The organism is Danxiaibacter flavus (assembly GCF_041060425.1).
Lineage (GTDB): Bacteria > Bacteroidota > Bacteroidia > Chitinophagales > Chitinophagaceae > Danxiaibacter > Danxiaibacter flavus.
Genome location: NZ_JAULBC010000002.1, coordinates 1,030,895 through 1,052,002, shown reverse-complemented (window position 1 = coordinate 1,052,002; position 21,108 = coordinate 1,030,895). Strand labels below are relative to the sequence as shown.

The 21,108-nt window shown below is 41.1% G+C and carries 15 protein-coding genes; 5 read left to right on the top strand and 10 right to left on the bottom strand.

Going from position 1 to position 21,108, the window contains the following annotated elements:
- Window positions 1–193: 193 nt before the first annotated feature.
- The 3 genes from QTN47_RS09865 to QTN47_RS09855 all read right to left on the bottom strand — a co-directional run bounded on the left by QTN47_RS09865 (window position 194) and on the right by QTN47_RS09855 (window position 2,802).
- Entirely contained in the window at window positions 194–973 is a 780-nt protein-coding gene (locus QTN47_RS09865) for an ABC transporter permease (protein WP_369329191.1), read from the bottom strand.
- Window positions 974–1,011: 38 nt separating this feature from the next.
- Window positions 1,012–1,911: an ABC transporter ATP-binding protein gene (locus QTN47_RS09860; RefSeq protein WP_369329190.1), complete on the bottom strand. Its 900-nt coding sequence runs from the start codon at window positions 1,909–1,911 to the stop codon at window positions 1,012–1,014.
- Window positions 1,912–2,301: 390 nt separating this feature from the next.
- Window positions 2,302–2,802, bottom strand: coding sequence for a YkgJ family cysteine cluster protein (locus tag QTN47_RS09855; RefSeq protein WP_369329189.1), 501 nt, complete (start codon window positions 2,800–2,802; stop codon window positions 2,302–2,304).
- Between the two features lie 128 nt (window positions 2,803–2,930).
- On the opposite strand from QTN47_RS09855, the gene QTN47_RS09850 reads away from it, so the two are divergent.
- The gene (locus QTN47_RS09850) at window positions 2,931–3,890 is read left to right on the top strand and encodes a sterol desaturase family protein (protein WP_369329188.1); all 960 of its coding nucleotides are present in this window, start codon (window positions 2,931–2,933) and stop codon (window positions 3,888–3,890) included.
- A 200-nt stretch (window positions 3,891–4,090) separates the two neighbouring features.
- The gene (gene gcvP / locus QTN47_RS09845; RefSeq protein ID WP_369329187.1) at window positions 4,091–6,961 is read left to right on the top strand and encodes an aminomethyl-transferring glycine dehydrogenase; all 2,871 of its coding nucleotides are present in this window, start codon (window positions 4,091–4,093) and stop codon (window positions 6,959–6,961) included.
- Window positions 6,962–7,223: 262 nt separating this feature from the next.
- Here the strand turns inward: gcvP and QTN47_RS09840 are convergent, their stop codons facing one another.
- Window positions 7,224–7,838, bottom strand: coding sequence for a DUF4142 domain-containing protein (locus QTN47_RS09840; protein WP_369329186.1), 615 nt, complete (start codon window positions 7,836–7,838; stop codon window positions 7,224–7,226).
- Window positions 7,839–8,271: 433 nt separating this feature from the next.
- Between QTN47_RS09840 and QTN47_RS09835 the strand changes: the two genes are divergently transcribed.
- On the top strand, window positions 8,272–8,760 hold the full coding sequence (locus tag QTN47_RS09835) for a hypothetical protein (protein ID WP_369329185.1): 489 nt from the start codon (window positions 8,272–8,274) through the stop codon (window positions 8,758–8,760).
- 172 nt (window positions 8,761–8,932) lie between these two features.
- Here QTN47_RS09835 and QTN47_RS09830 read toward each other — a convergent pair whose 3' ends face one another.
- The 6 genes from QTN47_RS09830 to QTN47_RS09805 form a co-directional block, all read right to left on the bottom strand.
- Entirely contained in the window at window positions 8,933–10,132 is a 1,200-nt protein-coding gene (locus tag QTN47_RS09830) for a DUF4407 domain-containing protein (protein WP_369329184.1), read from the bottom strand.
- Between the two features lie 292 nt (window positions 10,133–10,424).
- Window positions 10,425–11,141 (bottom strand): 3-ketoacyl-ACP reductase, encoded by a 717-nt coding sequence (locus tag QTN47_RS09825; RefSeq protein WP_369329183.1) that lies wholly within the window; start codon window positions 11,139–11,141, stop codon window positions 10,425–10,427.
- A 262-nt stretch (window positions 11,142–11,403) separates the two neighbouring features.
- The gene (locus QTN47_RS09820) at window positions 11,404–13,569 is read right to left on the bottom strand and encodes a S9 family peptidase (RefSeq protein ID WP_369329182.1); all 2,166 of its coding nucleotides are present in this window, start codon (window positions 13,567–13,569) and stop codon (window positions 11,404–11,406) included.
- A gap of 487 nt (window positions 13,570–14,056) precedes the next feature.
- Entirely contained in the window at window positions 14,057–14,425 is a 369-nt protein-coding gene (locus QTN47_RS09815; protein ID WP_369329181.1) for a hypothetical protein, read from the bottom strand.
- A 48-nt stretch (window positions 14,426–14,473) separates the two neighbouring features.
- Entirely contained in the window at window positions 14,474–14,872 is a 399-nt protein-coding gene (locus QTN47_RS09810) for a Spy/CpxP family protein refolding chaperone (protein ID WP_369329180.1), read from the bottom strand.
- A 406-nt stretch (window positions 14,873–15,278) separates the two neighbouring features.
- A complete protein-coding gene (locus QTN47_RS09805; protein WP_369329179.1) occupies window positions 15,279–17,468 on the bottom strand; it encodes a glutamine synthetase III family protein in 2,190 nt (729 codons plus the stop codon).
- 309 nt (window positions 17,469–17,777) lie between these two features.
- Between QTN47_RS09805 and QTN47_RS09800 the strand changes: the two genes are divergently transcribed.
- Window positions 17,778–18,503 (top strand): head GIN domain-containing protein, encoded by a 726-nt coding sequence (locus tag QTN47_RS09800; RefSeq protein ID WP_369329178.1) that lies wholly within the window; start codon window positions 17,778–17,780, stop codon window positions 18,501–18,503.
- Window positions 18,504–18,894: 391 nt separating this feature from the next.
- Entirely contained in the window at window positions 18,895–21,102 is a 2,208-nt protein-coding gene (purL, locus tag QTN47_RS09795; protein WP_369329177.1) for a phosphoribosylformylglycinamidine synthase subunit PurL, read from the top strand.
- The last annotated feature ends 6 nt before the right edge of the window (window positions 21,103–21,108 follow it).

Below are 21,108 nucleotides of genomic sequence, written 5' to 3'. Positions count from 1 at the left end.
GTGCAAATGTGCAAATGCGAGAATATGCAAATGTGCAGATTAAACATTAAACATCTAAAACGCCATCAAATATTAAATCGGACATCGCATCTTTGCATTACATCGTACCCGCCCGAACGTGCCGTCGGTACGGGCAGGCATCTGACATCGTACATCGTACATTGCCTGATACCTGACACCTCACACCTCCCCCTCACAAATCATCCCTTTCAAACTTTCTAAACGAAAAAAAGCAATAGATGGCAATATATACAAGAACGACTGCCAATAATACTGAGTCAGCGGGTGCATCTTTGTAGATCACTTTTTGTCCGAATGTAATGGGGATCAGTACATCGCTTGCTTCGAGCGGCATGTAATACCAGAAGCTGTGGCTCTCCAAAACTTTATTATCCATCAACCCTCCGATAAGTTGTTCAAATATTAATCCATACAGAAAAAAGATGGCCAAAGCAAGTCCGCTTCTCCTTAAAAGAACAGCTAATATCATCGCGAAAAACAGGTAGCATAAAGATTGTAAGAAGCAATACAAAATGTATTCAATTCCTTCAAATGAAAATGATCCGCTGAAATAGCTGCCATAAAGAACAGCTATGACTAAAGTGAATATGGTAGTTATCAAAGCCAAAGAAAGAGCTACCAGTATTTTAGAAAGAATGAATTGTCTTCTTGTAAGTCCGTCAATAATATTCTGGCGATGCGTTTTAAAACTGTATTCATTTGAAATAACGAGAATGATGAGCATGCCCGGAAAATAGAGCAGCCAGCTACTGATCCACGCAATTGTTTGATAGACTCTGGGATAATTATAAGGAAGCAGTTCAAACGGCGCTCCTGATTTTTTTATCTCATTCTGAAACTGGTAGAGAATATAGTTGATGCTGAAAAGCCCGATAATATATAAGCCGAGGAAAATCCAGAAAGCTTTATAGTTTTTGAGTTTAAGCCATTCTATTTTAAGTAAGTGTAACATGTTGAAATTTTTTCTGAGAAAGGAGACTGTGATGTTTTTTATCCTTCGTTAGTAAGTTCAAGAAATTTAGATTCAAGACTTTTTTTCTTTAGCTGAAGGTGCGTCAATACGATACCGTTATTAAAGCAATGCCTGTTTATTTTTTCAAGGTCGGCAGTTGCTGTTGGATAATGCAGTTGAATTTGCCTGTCGTCAACTTTTATAGATAGATAGCCATTCAACAAATGAAGTGCATTTTCTAGCCCGGTAATATCTTTCGCACTTACTTCAACAATGTCTTCGTTCACCAGCACTTCATCAACATGTCCTGAAGTGATGAGATTTCCTTGTTTTAAAATAGCGACATGCGTACAAACTTTTTCTACTTCATCAAGTAAATGACTTGCCATAATGATGGTTTTACCTTCACCTGCCAGTTGCTTTATCAGGGATCTTATTTCCGCGATGCCGACAGGATCAAGCCCGTTGGTAGGTTCATCAAATACCAGCACTTTAGGATCGCCTAATAAACAAGAGGCAATTGCAAGACGTTGTTTCATCCCCAGGGAGTACGTGCTGAATTTGCTTTGTCTTCTTTCATAGAGGTTGACGCGTCTAAGCACGGACGGGATTTGCTCATGGCCCTTACCTTTTATCTCCGCAGCGATGCGAAGATTTTTTTCCCCGGATAAATAATGATAGAAGTTAGGAGTCTCCAACAAAGTTCCAACCTGCTTTCTCACAGTAGCAGAAGATGCTTGTCCGAAGAACAGAAAGGAGCCGGATGTAGCTCTTAAAATGTCCATAATAATTCCGAGCATTGTCGTCTTACCACTGCCATTGGGGCCAAGTATACCAAATACGCTGCCTTCCGGCACATTAAAGCTTATATTGTTCAGCGCACGGATCTGTCCGTAATATTTCGTAAGGTTATTTACTGTTAGAACAGGAGGATTCATTGAATTATTTGAAAATTGATAATTGATAGTTGACAATTGAAAATTCAATGCGGTTTGATCAAGTATCAGGGTTGCATGTTGTTGGGCGTGTTCGTCCCAAAAACTTCACCAAACAGGTTGAATTAAAAACTGAATTTAAAAGTAAAACGCCACAATTCAAAAAAGGCGCTTAAAGTGATGAGCGGCGGGAGGAGTGAGGTTTCAGGTATCAGGCATCAGGTGTAAGGTATCAGGCTAAGGTAAAAGGCGCGAGGTATAGGAAACAAGTTATTAAGAATAATGAGATTCTGCGAGCGATGGTAACAAGTAGGTTTATTCACACATTTGCATATCCGCACATTCACCCATTTGCAAATTCGCACATTCGCACATTTACCCATCCGCACATTCTCAATTATTTAAAAGTTTTTCCAGCACATAATAAACCGCCGGGCAAAACGTGGAATTCTTCAGTGTAAGGTTCGGACGTTTTAAAATAACATCTTCATTTGTGTAGGGATAGCGCTCACAATCGGAAGGTCGTACTTCATAAATGCTGCAGTAATTGTCGCTGCCGAGAAATGGGCAGGGTGATTGCTTTACCACATAATCACCATCTTCATCGAGGCGCAGGTAAGTATCTATAAACTCGCTTTCGCGCATTTTAAAATGCTTGCTTATGCGCTTTATATCGGGAGTTTTAAAGCGTGGAGAATAATTCTTGCAACAGGCTGCACATTGCAGACAGTCAATTTTTTCAAATGCTTCTTCATGCAGATCCGGAAGTTTTTTTAATACTTTGTTCTTATCAGCTCTTTGAAGAAATTGTTTGTACTGCTTTTGATGCGCGGCAGATTGTTTTTGCCAGTTACTATTCAGATCGAAGGAGCTATTTTCTTTTTTATTGTCCATTATCTTTTACCACTGATACTGTTTTTATACCTTGTAACAGGTAATATTCAAACGAATATCATGTTTTCACATTTATTTGTAATGTTTGCTCTTACTTTGCAAAAATATTGAAACTTACCCCTTGTAGCATGGAAGCGCTAAGAGAATATTGGTTAATAATTATTACTACGCCTATTTACTTCATTATAATAGGTTTAGAACTGCTGCTTTCGCATCTTCAGCATTTCAAAGCATACACGCTGAAAGATACATTCACCAATTTGTACCTGATGCTCATTAATACTGCTATCGACATCCTTTTCAGGGGAATATATGTAGGCGTAATCTTTCAATATTTTTATGAACACAGGATAACGAACTGGCATCAGCCCATCAGTTACTGGTTGTTGCTGTTGTTTGCCGAAGACTTTCTCTATTATTGGTTACATAGATTTGATCATGAGATCCGTTTTTTCTGGGCAGCTCATGTAACGCACCATAGTTCTGAAAAATTCAACTTTACTGTAGGCTTCCGGTCATCTGTTTTTCAGCCTCTATACAGATTTATTTATTTTATTCCGCTCGCATGGTTGGGATTTAAGCCCCTGGATATTGTATTTATGTATTCAGCCACGCAGATCTGGGGAATATTTGTGCACACAGAATTTATAAAGAAGATGGGCTGGTTGGAACATATTCTTGTTACACCGTCGCACCACAGGGTACATCATGCCTCAAATGCTAAGTACCTGGACAAAAACATGGGTATGTTCCTGATCATCTGGGACAAAATGTTTGGAACCTTTCAGGCTGAGCTGCCGGAAGAAGATTACCAGCCGATCAAATATGGCCTTACTTCAAATCTCGAAAATCCTAATGCAGTAAGCATTGTGTTTCATGAATGGAACCAAATGCTTAAAGATATCAAACGGAAGGATATCGGTTTACAGGACAAGATGAATTATATTTTCGGACCTCCGGGTTGGAGTCACGATGGAAGCAGGCTTACCAGCGATCAAATGCGACAAAAAGAGAAAATTGAGGAGCTATCCGGGCAGGGGGTATCGCCTGAAATGATAGTTCATGATATATCTAACGCAAACGCTTGATTTTTTACATTTTTTTATCTCATTCAACCACTCTTGCACCCCTAAATGTCAGTATGAGCGGCTTTTCTTAAGTTTCCGCCCTGTTTTTACATATTAACAAAATATGCAGGTTGTTATGTTCGTGGCAGGACTTTAGCTTTATTATACCGTTGCAACCACGTACCTTTGCACATCTTTTTTAAAGTGGTCAACTTTCGTATATGAACTTATTCCAGAAACAATCAAATGAATTTATAGCCCGTCATATAGGCACTATTGGAGCTGAAGAGGCTATGCTGAAGGTCATTGGTGTTAACAGCATTAATGAATTGATAGACAAGACAATTCCGGCAAATATAAGGGCTACAAAGCCATTGAATGTTCCGGATGCGGTGAATGAGGCTGAACTATTGAAAGAGCTGAAGGATATTTCACTGAAAAACAAATTGTTCAGAAATTATATCGGGCAGGGTTACTATGATACCCTTACTCCGAGCGTAATCCTGCGTAACATTTTTGAAAATCCGGGATGGTACACACAGTACACTCCGTACCAGGCCGAAATATCCCAGGGAAGACTGGAAAGTCTCCTGAACTTTCAAACAATGGTAAGCGACTTAACCGGCCTGCCAATTGCCAACGCTTCTTTGTTAGATGAAGCGACTGCAGCAGCAGAGGCTATGAACATGTTCTTCCACCACTCGAACAAAAATCACAAGACAAAATTCTTTGTAGATAACAATGTATTCCCCCAAACAAAAGACGTTTTGCTTACAAGGGCAAATCCGGTGGGAATAGAAGTTGTATTTGGTAACTACGCTGAGGCTGCCATTGACGATTCATATTTCGGTGCATTGATTCAGTATCCTGATAGCACGGGTTCTATTGAAGATTTCCGTTCGTTTATTGAAACCGTTCACAACAACAGTGGTTTTGTAGCTATGGCTACAGATTTGCTGGCGCTGGCACTGTTAACTTCTCCGGGTGAACTGGGAGCAGATGTGGCGTTTGGTTCTGCACAACGTTTTGGTGTGCCTTTGGGATATGGCGGACCCCACGCTGCGTTCCTCTCTACAAAAGATGACTTCAAACGTACCATTCCCGGACGTATCATTGGTGTTAGTGTCGATGCTCAGGGCAACCGCGCATTACGCATGGCACTGCAAACAAGGGAGCAACATATTAAACGCGAAAAAGCGACTTCAAATATTTGTACTGCCCAGGCATTACTGGCCAATATGGCTGCCATGTATGCTGTATATCATGGTCCGGACGGATTGAAGGATATTGCTTCCCGTGTAGCTGTGTTAAGCCAGGCGTTGGCTTCTTCTTTAAAAGAACAGGGTTATACTGTAGCAAATGAAACCTTCTTTGACACAATTACCGTTTCAGGTGCTGACGTTGAGAAAATAAAAGAACTTTCAGAAGCAAAAAAGATCAATTTCAGGTATACCAATGGTTCTATAGGTATTTCTATTGATGAAACAACAACGCCGGAAGATTTGCTTGACATCGCAATAGTTTTTGCGGAAGCAAAAGGACATAATGTTGCAGGGATCAACTTTGACGAAGATGGTCAGTTAGCAAATATTCCAACCTTCGCGGTACGTACTTCAGAATATTTAACGCATCCGGTATTTAACACGCATAACAGCGAGAGCCAGATGATGCGTTATATCAAACTACTGGAGAATAAAGATCTTTCGTTAAATACTTCAATGATCTCTTTGGGTAGCTGTACCATGAAATTGAACGCTGCTACTGAAATGATTCCTTTAAGCTGGGCACACTGGAGCAAGCTGCATCCGTTTGCGCCTAAAGGCCAGGTGGGAGGATATGCTCAGATCATTAAAGAGTTATCAGAATATTTAAGCGAGATCACCGGTTTCGACGCCTGCAGTCTGCAACCCAACAGTGGCGCGCAAGGCGAATATGCCGGGTTACTTACAATCCGCAATTATCATATTGCCAACGGAAATCACGATCGCAATGTTATTCTTATCCCGATCTCTGCACACGGAACAAACCCCGCAAGTGCTGTTATGGGAGGAATGAAAGTAGTGGTAGTAAAAGCTTTGGAAAACGGTTATATTGATGTTGCCGACTTCAAAGCTAAAGCTGAACAATACAGTGCAAATCTGGCAGGTACCATGATCACCTATCCAAGTACCTATGGGATATTTGAAGAAAGCGTGAAAGAGATCTGTGACATTGTTCACCAACACGGCGGACAGGTTTACATGGATGGTGCAAACATGAATGCGCAGGTAGGATTTACTTCTCCGGGCTTGATCGGCGCGGATGTTTGTCACCTGAACCTGCACAAAACATTTGCAATTCCGCACGGTGGCGGTGGTCCTGGAATGGGCCCTATCTGTGTGAAGGCACATCTTGCTCCATATCTTCCAAAACATATCTCAGACGAAACAGGTGATGATCATAATGGCGCGGTTAGTGCTGCAGCTTATGGTTCCGCATCAATATTGCTGATCAGTTATGCATACATCAGAATGCTTGGTTGGGAAGGGTTGCAAAAAGCAACTGCTCATGCCATCCTGAATGCAAACTATATGAAGGCATTGTTGGAAAAAGATTTTGATATTCTGTATACAGGACACGAAGGAACATGTGCGCATGAATTTATTGTTGACCTGAGACCATTCAAATCAACTGCAGGCATCGAAGCGGAAGACATTGCAAAACGTTTGATGGACTATGGATTTCACGCACCTACAATGAGCTTCCCTGTACCTGGTACAATCATGATTGAACCAACAGAAAGTGAAGATAAAGGTGAGCTTGACCGTTTCTGCGATGCGTTATTAAGCATCAGAAGTGAGATCGCAGCAATTGAAAGCGGCGAAGCAGACAAAGCAAACAATCCGCTGAAAAACGCTCCGCACACCCAATTTGCAGTAATCAGCAGCGATTGGAACATGCCTTATACACGTGAGCAGGCTGCATTCCCGCTTGAGTATGTAAAACAAAACAAATTCTGGCCTTCTGTAGCAAGAATCAACAACACGTTTGGTGACAGAAATCTTATCTGTACCTGCGAACCGGTTAGTTCTTATGCAACAGAAGAAGCGTAGATAAAGTCAAAATTTCCCGCCTGACCAGTCGGGCAGAAAAAGTAAAAAGTAAAAATGACCGTGCACAAGTGCGGTCTTTTTGCTTTTTCGGAGTGTAATCGTACCCAAAAAAAGGTGCAAAGCTCATCATTAACATGAAGCTTTACACCTTTTTCTTCTTTTTGCTTTTTTATGTTCTTCTACTCTTACTGTCTTACTGTCTTACTGTCTTACTGTCTTACATGTCTTACTGTCTTTCCTGTCTTCCGGCCTTACTCTCTTACTATTTTACCATTTTATAAATCGCCTGAGCAGAATCCAAATGTTTTTGTAAGGTTGGTAAGGATTGGAGTGCCAGATTTTTAACGTCGCTATCTTTCAGATCTTTTCCTGCCTTTTCAAAGTCTTTGATGTCTTTCTTATGATCGTCAACCATCATGCTCATATATGCTTTATCAAAGTCCTTTCCTGTTTTTTTACTCATGTCATTTACATGCTTCTGTGCATTATCGCCCAGGTTTGCCGGCAGGGTAATGTTCTTAGCAGAGGCAAGTGATTTTAGCTGGTCATTTACTTTGGTATGATCATCAACCATCATTTTACCGAAGTCTTTAACGCGTTGGCTTGCTCCGTTTTGTTGAGCGAGTTTACCCAGTTCAACTTCCATCATTCCTCCATTTGCAGCAGCCACGGCAAAGTCTGCTGTTTCCTTGTCAACAGGAGTGGTAGCAACTTTACTTGAATCGTGGGTGTCATTGTCAGATGCCCTTGGTGTAGTATCCTTGTTCGCATTCATGGTTTTTGCGCTGTCCACACTATCGCGATTTCCCGTTCCGCCGCCACAAGCCTGTAGTAAGCAAACACCTGCAATTACTATAAGAGAACTCAACTTTTTCATAATTCTATTTTTTTGTTTACAATTGGTTAAATGCTTTTGTTTGTGGTATATTAACCAAATAATTTGCCAAGTGTTATTTTATTAATTATCAGCTATTTATTTTTAAAATTGTGGGTAAATAATTCAGTAAGGTGTAGATTATTTATGCCCATGAGGCGTTAAGCCACTAATGATCAGGCTGGAATTGCCGGGTGTTTTTTTAAGTACGAATTACGAAGTACGAAGTACGAAGTACGTTAGGTCAAAAAGGTTTATTTTTTACAGTCTTCATCATTTTCAATCTTTTCCTCTGTCTCCGCTGGGATCTCTTACATGTCTTACGGTCGTACATGTCTTACAATCTTACGATCTTACGGTCTTACGATCTTACTGTCTTCCCACGTGGCATTTTTTTTGAAACTTATCTTACAGTTAAACGATAAACATATTATTTATGGCAAAGAAAGAAACAACTCCCAAAAACGATTTACAGGATTCTCCGTCTGACAATAAAAAAATGCAGCAGGATGAAACGACCCTGGATCTTCCGGAAGTAAAGGATATTCCAGGTCAGGAACATGTGCGCCCAATGCCTTTTAATGAAATGAAGGATACAACGCCATCTTCTGCCGATGAAGAAGCTGAAGAACTGCTAAGTGATGTGAATGAAGATGATGAGGTTGAAGACGACGATTCAAACGTTACGGCTGAAGAAAAAGAACTTTTGCGCCAAACATCTGAAAGCATGTCCTCCGATGAGGATCAGGACGTCAGAAACGCACGCGTTGATAATGTTGATGACGAAGGTGATCAATTGAACGAGGCGATAGATGGATCAGGCCGTGAGCTGGATGTACCGGGTGCTGAAGATGATGATGACAATGAAGACATTGGCGAAGAAGATGAAGAAAATAATGATTATAGCTTAGGCGATAATAAGTAAGTTGTACGTGATACGTTATACGTTTTTTGTTTAAGGTCAAAAATAAAAGTCAAAAATGTCGGAAGAATATGGGAAACTGTAGCTAGTAGTTTTTTGACAGCAAATAAGACCTTGATGAGTAGAAAGCAACCACCGGCAACGTTATAACGTACAACGTACCACGTAAAACGTCCTAATTCTCCTGCTTGGTTAATATATCTCTTTTCAGTTTCTTCCAAACACTGTCAAAGCTGGAATGATTTTGCTGTTGCCATTCATGTAACTCGTTCATCAGGTTTTCTTTGCGCTGTTCTTCAGCCTTTTCAAAGAATTCCTGTAAAAAGGCTTTATCCTGATCGAATGCCATTTGATTATACAGCTCTTTCAGCGCCTGTTCTTTTTCAGTATTTTTTGTAGCAATGAGTTTTTCCATGTCTTCTCTTAGCCGCACTTTTTCATCATAAGAGCCGGCCGGGAGAAGATATTTTGCAATTACCGGCATCAGTTCAATCAGCATCAGCAATGCAACGAGCAAATAATACCTGATCTTAACTGCATCATTGTTTTGAACAAGATGTTGCAAGGCTTCTATGCGGGTTAAAAAGCCGTCATTCAATAGTTGATCAAAAGCCTTTTGTTGAAAATTTTTTTCGGCTTGTATGGCAGAAAGGCTGCTATCTAATGCATTTAGCTTAGGCTGGCTCTCAGCTTGTAGCTGTTTGTATTGCCCGTCTAGCTTTTCATATTCGTTCTGTTTTGCGCGTGCAATATCTTTTAATCCTACTTTACCGCTACCACCGGTTCCATCAGTTTCAGCAATAAAGCTTTCGCGCGCCTGGCTCACTTCATTATAGGAGCTCGTTAATTGTTGTTGAAGGGCAGCTTTTTGCTGCAGTATAAAAGTTGTTTGGCTGTTGTAGAGAGAATCCAGTTGTTTGGCCTTTAATCTTTTCTTTTGTTCATTGTCGAGGGATATCTGCAGATGTACTTCTTTATTGAAAAGAAACAACAAGGCTGGCTGAGCCATGAAAAAGCCAATTGTGCAGGCCAATAAACCCCTGAATAACAATGGTGCTATCTTTTTCTTGTTAGCTGATGTGATGCCCTTTATAAGCGCACGATCAATGCAAAGAATAATGCCTCCCATAAAAAGACCGAGGAGAATAGCCAATATATACTCGTGTGTAACGGTAATAAAGAAAAACGTCCATGCCAGCGTAGCAAACAGCCAGGTTCCCAGGACAGTCATGCCGGTGATGGCATACCGGTTTCTGTCAATTACGCATTCCTTCAGTAATTCCGGCTCTGCGGTCGCAAGCCACCATAAAAAGCGTGTAAACGGTGAAATTTTGTATGTTTCCCTTTGCGATAATGAATGTAGCGGTTGTTCCATATACGTAAGTTGTATCGGTTAGACCGGTTTTACCGGCTCAAAAGTTGGGAAACTTTGTCGTGTAAAGGTAAACGATAAAGACCCGGAAAAAGTATGCGGGGAAGGTTTCTTTGTGAAAATATTAGATAGGTATGAGGTGGCAGGTATCAGGCGTAAGGGCATAGTAATTGAAAATTGAAAGTTGACAATTGAAAATGATGGGTGAAAGTGCAAATGCGTAAATGTGCGGATGTGCAAATGAGTTGAGTCGCGCCATCATTTTCAATTTTCAATTCGCCATTATCAATTAAAACTACGGGTTTGTAGACCACATTCCCGCCTCTTTAATAAAGATTCTGCGGTTGAGTTTTAATTGAGCAATAATGATTTCTGCAATGTCTTCCGGCTGCATAACGCGGTCCGGATTGCCATCGGTAAGATTTAATGTCTTGGACAGTTCGGTAGCAACGGTGCTGGGCGTCAATGCGCTTACGCGGATATTCTGTTTTCTTACTTCCTGCATCAAAGATTCAGTCAATCCCATCAACGCGAATTTAGAAGCACTGTATGCGCTTGTAGAAGCAGCTCCGCGTTGACCCGCTGATGAAGAAATGTTGATGATATCACCCGCCTGCTTTTCGATCATTCCTGGTAGCACTGCTCTGGTAACGTAATAAACGCCCAATACATTTATGCGCATAATATTTTCCCAATCTTCCGGAGCCAGTTCAAGAAACTTTCCAAATTTGCCGACACCGGCGTTGTTTATTAGTATGTCAATTGATCCGAGTTCCTGCTGAATCTTGTTTACTGCATTTTCAACAGCAGTTCTGTCGCCAACGTCTGCCATAGCGATGGAAATTTTTATACCCGTGTCTTTAAGTTCTTCTTTCAGCTGCTCAAGATCTGACGCTGTTCTTGCCAATAATCCAACATTCACACCTTCTTTAGCTAATGCAATAGCAACACTTCTTCCGATTCCTTTGCCTGCGCCGGTAACCAACGCAACTTTACCTTTAATTGAGTCCATAGTTTAATTGAATTGAAAATTGAAAGTTGAAAATTGAAAATGATTGCAGCGAAAAATAGCAACACGATCCATGTATCTTACCTATTTTTCGTCACAAAAATCCGGCCCTAATAAATGACCAGAAAATATCTTTTGCAAATATCTTAATAAAAACAGGAAGACGTTCAACCTCATTTTCAATTGTCAACTTTCAATTTTCAATTAAAAAAAGTTTTTCGTCTTCCTGTAGTTTATCTTTTTTCCGCCTTGGCGTCTTCGTGGCCTATCTACCGCCCGGAGGGCAATGTTCTTTCAGATATGCTGTGAAAAGTGTGGCAAGATGCTTGCTTGTTCCCTCACCTTCACTTATGGCATGTGTTCTGTTGGGATAGCTCATCAACTGGAACTGGCGATTGTATTTTATCAGCTCATTGATCAGCATTTCCGCATTTTGATAGTGCACATTATCATCGCCGGTGCCATGGATATAAAGCAGGTTGCCCTTTAAATTTTTAGCGTGTGTAATGGGTGATCCTTCAACAAAATCCTGCAGGTTTTCCTGTGGAAGGCCCATATATCTTTCCTGGTAAATATTATCGTAGGTTAGCTGGTTGCCTACTGCTGCGATTGCAATTCCCGTAGAATAGATTTCAGGATATTGGAATAACAGGTTCAGCGTAGTAGATCCGCCACCGCTCCAGCCCCATACAGCAATGCGGCTTGCATCAACAAATGTCCATTTCATGATTTCTTTAGTTGCCATTGCCTGGTCACGAATGTTAACAACACCGATTTTCCGATAAATAGATTTGCGCCATTCACGGCCTTTAGGAGCAGGCGTTCCTCTTCCGTCAAGGCTCATATAGATATAGCCGTCTTCAGCCATATTACCGGTATAAAGACGATTTCTGCCGCTTCCCCAGCTATCTTTCACCGTAGCGCCCGCAGGCTCCGTATAAACGTTGAAAACGACAGGGTATTTTTTTGTAGAATCAAAGTTGAGTGGCTTTACCATCCAGCCATCTAAAGTAACTCCATCAACAGTAGTGACCTTAAAGAATTCAACTGTTGGTTGAGGAGATGCTGGTTTAGCTGGTGCAGATTCTTTTATGACTGCATGTTTCGCAAGGCTGATAAAATTTCTAACGGTTGGTGTATTTGCGTTGGAGAAAGTATGTTCTGCAAATGCGCCATTGGGAGAAACTGTATAATTGTGTGTGCCTTTTTCATTAGCAGGCGATAATAGCTCAGGCTTTGCATTTGCTTTTAATCCTATGCGGTACAGATATTTTTGTGTAGCGTTTTCAGGAGATGCAGAGTAGTAAACATAACCAGCTTTAGCATCGATTGCTTTGATGTCAATGATATCGAAGCTACCATTTGTGATCAATGTTTCTTTACTGCCATCGCGACTGATGAGATAGATATGACGCCAGCCGTCTTTCTCGCTTACCCACAAAAATGATTTCCCATCAGGCATCCATTCCCATCCTGTCGGATCACCTTCGTTCCATCGTTCTTTAGGATCTATCCATGCATTATCAGTTTCCTGGTAAATAGTTTTTGCTTCACCGGTAGTTGCGTTGCAGTACATGATCTTACTTTCTTGTTGCTTACGGTTAAGCTGTTGTATAACCAGCTCATCTGAATTAGCAGCCCATTCCATGCGGGGAATATAATGCTGACGCTGATCACCGGGAATATTCATCCAGGTTGTAGCTCCGGTGGCAATTTTGATCACACCAATCCTGCACGCAGAAGGACTTTCTCCTACTTTAGGATATTCAACCGGAACGGTGAAAGAATAAATTGAATCAGTATTATTGATCATCAAAAAATTCCTGATCTGAGTTGCATCAATCTGCCAGTAAGCAATTGACTTGCTATCATCGCTCCATCTGAAACCATCTCTGCAGCCAAACTCTTCTTCATACACCCAGTCAAATGTGCCGTTGATCATTCTGTCTGTTCCATCTTTTGTCAATTGTTGTTGGTTGGTACCGTTGGCATCTTCCATGTAAATATTGTGACCGCTTACATATGCCACTTTGCTGCCATCAGGAGAAAACTTGGCAAACATCAACGAAGAGGAAGGGAGCGATTTTCCCAACTTAACAAGTGAATTATCGGCCAGGCTCAATACCCAATAATCTCCCCGGGTATCATAGCGCCATACTTTTTTGGAGTTGGTGTAAATGAGTACCTTTTTTCCGTCCTGTGAGAAGAAAAAGTTGCGGACGGTTAATGGTTTGGATGAATCTTTTGGGGTAAGATTTGCACTTCCTGCTACAATACGTGTTGTAAAAGCAGGCAGTGCATATTGCACAATGTTATTATCTTCAAAGGCATAATAACCGTTTCCATCTTTGGTCCACTTGTATCCTTTCGGAGGTTGTGCAACAAGCGAAATGCAGCTAAGTAAAAAGATAAATACGAGTAGATTTCTCATTCATTGAAAGTTTAAGGGAAATTACATGATATGATTGAAAGTTTGCACGAATGCTAATATTGGTTAAGTAATAGTAAAAGGATGTAAGATGTTAGATGTATGGTGTACGATGTATGAAGACAGTAAGACCGCAAGACGTGTAAGACCGTAAGACATGTAAGACCGTGAGACATGTAAGATGCAAGAAAAAGGGCACGTTATATGTCTGATTTTTTGATGTCTGATTTGTTTAGGTGCTGCGGCTTAATTAAATCTAACCTGTCACACTCTTAAAAATGCAAATCATCCTCGCCACCTTTTTGAATTTTTACTTTTGAATTTTGATACACATTCCTGATACCTGAAACCTGAAACCTGACACCTGCACCCCAGCTAAAAAAGAAGGCCGTCGTGAGTACTACTCCGACGGCCGTGTTGATGATAAACGAAGTATTGTAAGATCAAACCTGAGCAACTGCTGATAGCTGATAGCTAATAGCTGACAGCTCTACTGTCTTCCCCCGCCTTGTTGCATTCTTCTTTGACGTGCTCTCTCTTCCATTGCTGTAAGTTTCTGTAATTCATCATCAGTTAAAATTCCTTTCAGCTTTTGATTTCTTTCGTCCTGCAACGTTTTCATCCTGGCCATTTTATCTTCACGGCTCATGCTCTGATCCATGAAGATCTCACGTTGCTTTGGCTGGTAGGATTGCACGATTGCAGCTACTGAGTCAGCCTTTGCATCAGAAAATTGTAATGAATCTTTCAGACGTTGCTTATACATCTGCATGTATTGCTCACCTCTCTGCCCGTTTTGTGCATTTGCTAAAGTGCAAACGGAAAGCACTATGGTTACTAAAGCGAGGATCTTTTTCATAACTAAATATTTAGAGTTAATGACTGCAAAGTGAATGCAATGTTTAAACTAACTATCTGAAGGCTTGTTCGTATTCGGCAGATCTGTTGATTTATGCGGCGAATTCCTCCTGTTTTGAGATCTCAGGCTCTTCATTTTTTGTTTTTGCTCGTCTGTCAATACTGAAGCCATTTGTTTTTTCCTGTCTTCCCTTAATTGTTTTAATTGAGCAGATTTTTGTTCCTGTGTAAGCGACTGGTCGTTTACAATTTTATCATGCTGTTCCTTCGCGCTTTTTCCATACTCTTTTAACTTACTTTTTTGATCAGCTGTGAGATTGAGTTGTTTATACATCTCATGCTGATGTTTGCCCTTGTGGTATTTGTGCGTTGTAGAATCGGGTGTTTGAGCAAAAGACGCACTCACTCCCAACACCAATGCTGCACATACGATCAATAGTCTTTTCATGTTTTTATCTTTTAGTTGAAGGATAGATGCAGGCTTATTAATGAAGTTTAAATCGATCTTGTTAAAAGGGCTTATGTGTCGGTGATAAGCCTCGGTGTATCGGCGAATCAGCTTTGAGCTATCAGCTGTCAGCTATGAGCTTGGAGTAAGGTATCAGGTGTCAGGTATCAGGTATCAGGGGTAGGGTGTAAGGCATTAGGGATGAAGTCAAAATTAAAAAGTAAAAATTCAGAAGGTGGCCAGGATGCAATTTGTATTTAAGCGAAAGGTGCGTCGGGCTTAATTAAATTGCGACATCTTACATGTCTCGCGGTTTTACATGTCTTACGATCTTACATGTCTTACGGTCTTAATAAAAAAAGCCCCGCCAGAAGACGGAGCCTTTTTATGTCATTAATACCAGTTATTATCTTAAGAACAACATTTCGCGGTATTTAGGTAAAGTCCACTCAGCATCATCAACAAGGTGTTCCAGTTTGTCAACATGGTAACGGATCTCGTCGAAGAAGGTTGCTTTAACCTGGCTTTCGTAAGCGATTGCTTTAGTGCGGATATCGCTGATGTTGTTAGCAATTTTTCTTGCTTCAACCATCGCGTCTACGCGAGTATAAACGATCTGTAAGTGCTCAGAGATCTGAGTCAGGATATCAAGCTGTGCCTTGAAATGGCTTTCTGGTAAACCTGCAGCTTTTAATGCAGCAATGTTTGCAGAAAGTTTGTTCTGATAGTTAACAGCAGAAGGAATAATATGATTAAGAGCCAGATCACCCATTACGCGGGCTTCAATCTGTACTTTCTTAATGTATTTTTCCAGTTCAATTTCATGACGAGCTTCTAACTCAACATGGTTGTAGATATTGTTTGATTCAAACAGGTGCTTGGCTTTTTCAGTAACCATTGCATCCAGTGCAAGCGGAGTTGTAGGGATGTTTGGCAAACCTCTGCGCTCAGCTTCGTGGTGCCATTCCTGGCTGTAGCCATCGCCTTCAAACAATACTTTTTTGCTTTCAACAATGTATTTCTGAATTACATGCATGATAGCAATTTCTTTCTTATCGCCTTTTTCAATTAAAGAATCTACTTCTTTTTTGAAGTTCTTTAATGTTTCAGCCATAATAGCATTCAATGCGATCATAGAGTTAGCGCAGTTTGCAGAAGAACCTACTGCACGGAACTCGAATTTGTTACCAGTGAAAGCGAACGGAGAAGTTCTGTTACGGTCAGTGTTATCCAACAGTAATTCAGGAATGCTCCTGTGAAGATCCAGTTTCAGGATAGCTTCATCTTGTTCGTCAAATTTATCACCAACTCTTGTTTCGATGTCTTCCAATACTTTAGCAAGATACTGGCCAACGAATACAGAGATGATAGCAGGAGGAGCTTCGTTTGCACCCAAACGGTGATCGTTTGCAGCAGAAGCGATAGCAGCTCTTAGAACGTCAGAATAGTCATGAACAGCCTTGATGGTGTTAACAAAGAATGTTAAGAACATCAGGTTTGTTTTTGGAGTTTTACCAGGAGCTAACAGGTTAACACCGGTATCAGTTGCCATACTCCAGTTGTTGTGCTTACCGTTACCGTTGATGCCGGCAAATGGTTTTTCGTGCAGCAATACGTGCAGTTTGTGACGTTTTGCAACACGCGTCATAACGTCCATCAACAAAGTGTTGTGGTCAACAGCAATGTTAACTTCTTCAAAGATAGGAGCAGCTTCAAACTGTGAAGGAGCTACTTCATTGTGACGTGTACGCAAAGGAATACCCAGTCTGTAGCTTTCTGCTTCGAAGTCGCGCATGAAAGCGTAAACTCTTTCAGGAATAGAACCAAAGTAGTGGTCTTCCAACTGCTGACCTTTTGCAGGAGCAGCGCCAAATACTGTACGGCCAGTTTGAACTAAGTCTGGACGCACACTTGCTAAACCTTCATCAATTACAAAGTATTCCTGTTCCCAACCTAAGGTTGCAGTTACTTTAGTAACGTTTTTGTCGAAGTAGTTACAAACTTCAACAGCTGATTTATTTAATGCTTCCAGTGCTTTCAACAAAGGAGCTTTGTAGTCTAAAGATTCACCTGTATAAGAAACGAAAATGGTAGGGATACATAAAGTCTTACCATTGCTCATTTCAATAATGAATGCAGGAGAAGAAGGATCCCATGCAGTATAACCACGTGCTTCGAAAGTTGCACGGATACCACCGCTTGGGAATGAAGAAGCATCAGGCTCTTGCTGAATCAAAGCAGCGCCGTCAAACTCTTCGATAGGTGTACCATCACCTTTTAAAGTAAAGAATGAATCATGTTTTTCAGCAGTAGTTCCTGTTAAAGGTTGGAACCAGTGTGTAAAGTGCGTAACACCTTTGCTTTCTGCCCATGCACGAATACCATTAGAGATCTGGTTTGCAACTGCACGATCAATTTTCTTTCCGCCTTTAATGCTCGCAAGAAGACTCTTATAACCTTCATCGCTCAGAAATTTACGAGCCGTAGCAAGTGTAAAAACATTCTCTCCGAAAATAGCAGTGATTTTTGGTGAACTGTCCACAGGGGTCTCTGTGCCTGTGATTAAATTTTTTAATGCCTCTGATCGTAATGACATAAACTGTTGGTTTTTTTATTGGTACTTGTTATAGGTGGTAAAAATAAGAAGGAATTGAATAAAAATTTAAAAAAATAATGTTGTTTGACGAAAATTTATAGAAAAAATTTAGTGTGCTAAAAATATATAAAAAAACATAATGCAAAATACAGCCGCTATATGTAATAATTTTAAAACCTGTTGCAGCAAGGGGTTTCAAAAAACTTTTGCAGTTGTGTAACCTGCTTTGCAGAGCATCGTTACATGATAAATAAAATATCATTCGCAAACTTGCATAATAAAAGCAATGCGATAATTAAACCTAAAACTATGCGTACAATAAAATCTTTGCTGCTGTTAACAATTGTGCTTGCCTCCCTGAGTTTTGTTGGCTGGAAGACCATAAAAGGGAATGGTGTTCTCAAAAAAGAAACCAGGCAGATGGCTGACTTTAATGGTCTTGCTTCCGGCGGACCGGTAAATGTTACGATACTTTATGGAAGTAATAATAGCATAGAGGTAGAGGGCGACGAAAACGTTCTGCCGCATCTTGAAACTTATGTAAAAGATAATAAGCTGAATATAAGACCAGAGAACGGGGTTACACTCAAATCGCAGAATCCGATCAGGGTAACGGTCAGCATGACCAAAATGACCGAAATATCAATGAGTGGCAGTGGAGAAATAAATGGTGAAGGAAATTTCTCAAATGATGCAGAGACTGAAATCAACATGTCAGGTTCAGGAAACATTAAGTTGGCTTTCGGTAAATTTAAAGATCTAAGCATCAGCATGTCCGGCAGCGGCAATATTCAGCTAAAAGGTAGCCCTACCGGTTCTTTGAGTACTTCTCAAAGCGGCAGCGGCAACATTAACTGTACTGATGTAGAAGCCGAAAACGTATCTGTAAAGATCAGTGGAAGTGGTAATGCTAAAGTGAACGCTACCAAATCAATTGACGCGCGCATTTCCGGCAGCGGCGATATATATTATAAAGGAACGCCTCAAAATGTGGATTCGAAGGTTGCCGGCAGCGGAAGAATCCAGAAGCTGTGAGCTTTTTAGCTATCAGCTATCAGCTATTAGCTTTCAGCCTGAATCACCTTGCCGGATGAGAAAACTCCTGCTATTAAATATATTGTTGTTTGGTTATAAGTAAAAGAGGCTTTAATTCAGTTAGATGAGTTAAGGCCTCTTTTGTTTCCTGGTTGGTTTTAAAATGTTTCGTTATAAAGAATTTACAAAAAACTGAACCAGCCCAAAATCAGGTACTTCGTACTTCGTAACTCGTACTTAGGAAGCGCCTGAGAATGTGACTCCAGTTTTAAGCTTTCAGCTTTGGGCTTTCAGCTTGTATTTACCTTCCAAGCCCTTACCTTTGCGCGGTAAAATTTATTCTTGCTGTGCGCTAAGCCAGTGGGAACCAAAATACTCAATCAATCTTTCAATGGAAGTTACCGTTAAAACCGCAGAAGAATTACGCCTCACCGCAGAAGAATTTGAGCTCATAAAACAAAAACTTGGCCGCGCGCCCAATTTTACCGAATTGTGCGCATTTAGTGGCATGTGGAGCGAGCACTGTAGCTATAAAAACTCAATCAAGTGGCTGAAAACACTTCCTCGTGAAGGCGGTCGCATGTTGGTGGCTGCAGGTGAAGAAAATGCAGGTTTGATGGATATGGGTAACGGTTTTGGTGTGGTGTTTAAAATTGAAAGTCACAATCACCCCAGTGCTATTGAGCCCTTCCAGGGTGCTGCTACCGGTGTGGGTGGCATTCAGCGTGATATTTTCACAATGGGTGCAAGACCTATTGCCTCTTTAAACAGCCTTCGTTTCGGTAATTTAAAAGATAAGAAGACACAGCGTTTATTAGCAGGTGTTGTACATGGTATTGGTCATTATGGTAACTGCTTCGGCGTTCCAACCGTTGGCGGTGAAGTATATTTTGAAGATTGCTATCATACCAATCCACTGGTTAACGCTATGAGCGTTGGTATTGTGAAAGTTGGTAAAACGATCAGTGCAACTGCAGAAGGACTGGGCAACCCGGTTTTCTTTGTAGGAAGTGCTACTGGTAAAGATGGTATTGGTGGTGCAAGCTTTGCGAGCGCCAACATTACGGAGGAAAGTACAGAGGAGCTGCCTGCTGTTCAGGTAGGTGACCCTTTCCAGGAAAAGAAACTACTGGAAGCTTGTCTTGAAGTGATTGATACAGGTGCTGTTGTTGGTATGCAGGACATGGGTGCCGCCGGGATCATCTGTTCAACTGCAGAAATGAGTGCAAAAGGTGGTGTAGGTATGCGCATTGATCTGGACAAAGTTCCAACACGCCAGCAGAACATGAAAGCGTGGGAACTGTTGCTGAGCGAAAGCCAGGAGCGTATGTTGATCGTGGTAGAAAAAGGCAAAGAAGAAGCTGTGTTGAAAGTGTTCGAAAAATGGGACCTTTCCTGCAGCCATATCGGTGAAGTAACGGACGACGGATTATTGAAGTTTTATATGCATGGTGAGCTTGAAGCTGAACTACCGGCTCATGAGCTGGTACTTGGCGGCGGCGCACCTCAGTATACACGTGAATATAAAGAGCCTGCTTACCTGGAAAAGGTAAAAGCTTTCTCAATTGATAGTGTTGAAGATGTTACTGATCTGAAAAAACAGGCGGAAGCATTGATTCAGATACCAAATATTGCCAGCAAACGTTGGGTGTACGTGCAGTACGACAGCATGGTGGGTACAGCAAATGCAAGTACCAACGCTCCAAGTGATGCTGCTGTAATCCTTGCTAAAGGAACAGGTAAGGCACTGACTGTAACTGTTGACTGTAACAGTAAGTATGTTTTTGCCGATCCATATGTTGGGGGAATGATTGCAGTTGCTGAAGCTGCAAGAAACATTGTTTGCAGCGGTGGTGAGCCTTTAGGTGTTACCAACTGTCTGAACTTTGGTAATCCTTACGATCCTGAAGTTTACTATCAGTTTGTAAAAGCCGTGACCGGCATGGGTGATGCTTGTAGAAAATTCAATACGCCTGTAACCGGTGGTAACGTAAGCTTCTACAATCAGAATCCCGAAGGTCCGGTATATCCAACCCCGACAATCGGTATGGTGGGTATTATCGATGATTTTGGCAATCGCATGACGCTTGACTACAAAGAAGCAGGTGATGTGATTGTGCTGATTGGTGAACAAAAGAATGATATTGCATCAAGTGAGTACTTGCATAAATTAAAGGGTGTCGAATTTTCTCCGGCCCCAGCGTTTGATCTTGATGAAGAATTTGCTATTCAGAAATTCATTGCTTCAGTTGTCAAAGAAAAACAGGTCAAAAGTGCGCATGACCTGAGCGAAGGTGGCTTGATCGTTACATTGATAGAAAAAGGATTTAACCGTGATCTTGGTTTTGATGTAACTGCTGACACAGATTTGCGTAAAGACGCATTCTGGTTTGGCGAAGCGCAAAGCCGTGCGGTAGTAACCTGCAGCAAACAACAGGCTGAAGATTTGAAACACAAGGCTGCCGCGGCTAATATTCCTGTAACTGTGTTAGGTACTGTAACTTCCGGAGAAATTAAAGTGAACGGCGAAAGCTGGGGTTCTTTGGTTGACTGGAAAGAGAAATATGATACAGCTATTGAGAAGATCATTAATGCATAGGCGTGA

Coding starts and splice junctions, on each gene's coding strand:
- gcvP (WP_369329187.1), top strand. CDS start 4,091: ATGAACTTATTCCAGAAACAATCAAATGAATTTATAGCCCGTCATATA.
- QTN47_RS09830 (WP_369329184.1), bottom strand. CDS start 10,132: ATGGAACAACCGCTACATTCATTATCGCAAAGGGAAACATACAAAATT.
- purL (WP_369329177.1), top strand. CDS start 18,895: ATGGAAGTTACCGTTAAAACCGCAGAAGAATTACGCCTCACCGCAGAA.
- QTN47_RS09850 (WP_369329188.1), top strand. CDS start 2,931: ATGGAAGCGCTAAGAGAATATTGGTTAATAATTATTACTACGCCTATT.
- QTN47_RS09840 (WP_369329186.1), bottom strand. CDS start 7,838: ATGAAAAAGTTGAGTTCTCTTATAGTAATTGCAGGTGTTTGCTTACTA.
- QTN47_RS09810 (WP_369329180.1), bottom strand. CDS start 14,872: ATGAAAAGACTATTGATCGTATGTGCAGCATTGGTGTTGGGAGTGAGT.
- QTN47_RS09800 (WP_369329178.1), top strand. CDS start 17,778: ATGCGTACAATAAAATCTTTGCTGCTGTTAACAATTGTGCTTGCCTCC.
- QTN47_RS09825 (WP_369329183.1), bottom strand. CDS start 11,141: ATGGACTCAATTAAAGGTAAAGTTGCGTTGGTTACCGGCGCAGGCAAA.
- QTN47_RS09820 (WP_369329182.1), bottom strand. CDS start 13,569: ATGAGAAATCTACTCGTATTTATCTTTTTACTTAGCTGCATTTCGCTT.
- QTN47_RS09855 (WP_369329189.1), bottom strand. CDS start 2,802: ATGGACAATAAAAAAGAAAATAGCTCCTTCGATCTGAATAGTAACTGG.
- QTN47_RS09860 (WP_369329190.1), bottom strand. CDS start 1,911: ATGAATCCTCCTGTTCTAACAGTAAATAACCTTACGAAATATTACGGA.
- QTN47_RS09815 (WP_369329181.1), bottom strand. CDS start 14,425: ATGAAAAAGATCCTCGCTTTAGTAACCATAGTGCTTTCCGTTTGCACT.
- QTN47_RS09865 (WP_369329191.1), bottom strand. CDS start 973: ATGTTACACTTACTTAAAATAGAATGGCTTAAACTCAAAAACTATAAA.
- QTN47_RS09835 (WP_369329185.1), top strand. CDS start 8,272: ATGGCAAAGAAAGAAACAACTCCCAAAAACGATTTACAGGATTCTCCG.
- QTN47_RS09805 (WP_369329179.1), bottom strand. CDS start 17,468: ATGTCATTACGATCAGAGGCATTAAAAAATTTAATCACAGGCACAGAG.